General features: G+C 43.1%; 1 protein-coding gene. It reads left to right on the forward strand.

Features of this window, described 5'->3' with window-relative positions; genetic code table 11:
* Positions 1–239 (forward strand): aminomethyltransferase beta-barrel domain-containing protein (locus ETC07_RS16420; protein ID WP_368733198.1); only part of this gene is annotated, 239 nt, incomplete at both ends.

A 239-nucleotide genomic window follows, 5' to 3' on the forward strand; every position in this document is an offset into this window, starting at 1 on the left:
TGAATTGAGCTTCACTCGTCCAATGCCTGAAGAATTTGAAATGCATTGCACAGCGAAATTCCGTTACCGTCAAGAAGACACAGGTGTAACTATCTCTGTTAAGGGAGATAAAGTTGCTGTCAAATTTGATGAACCTGTACGTGCTATCACTCCAGGACAAGCTGTTGTTTTTTATGACGGTGAAGAGTGTCTCGGCGGGGCCTTGATTGACGTTGCTTATAAAAACGGCCAAATTATGC

The sequence above is a fragment of the Halomonas borealis genome (assembly GCF_004798905.1).
In the GTDB taxonomy this organism is placed as follows: Bacteria; Pseudomonadota; Gammaproteobacteria; order Pseudomonadales; family Halomonadaceae; genus Halomonas; species Halomonas borealis.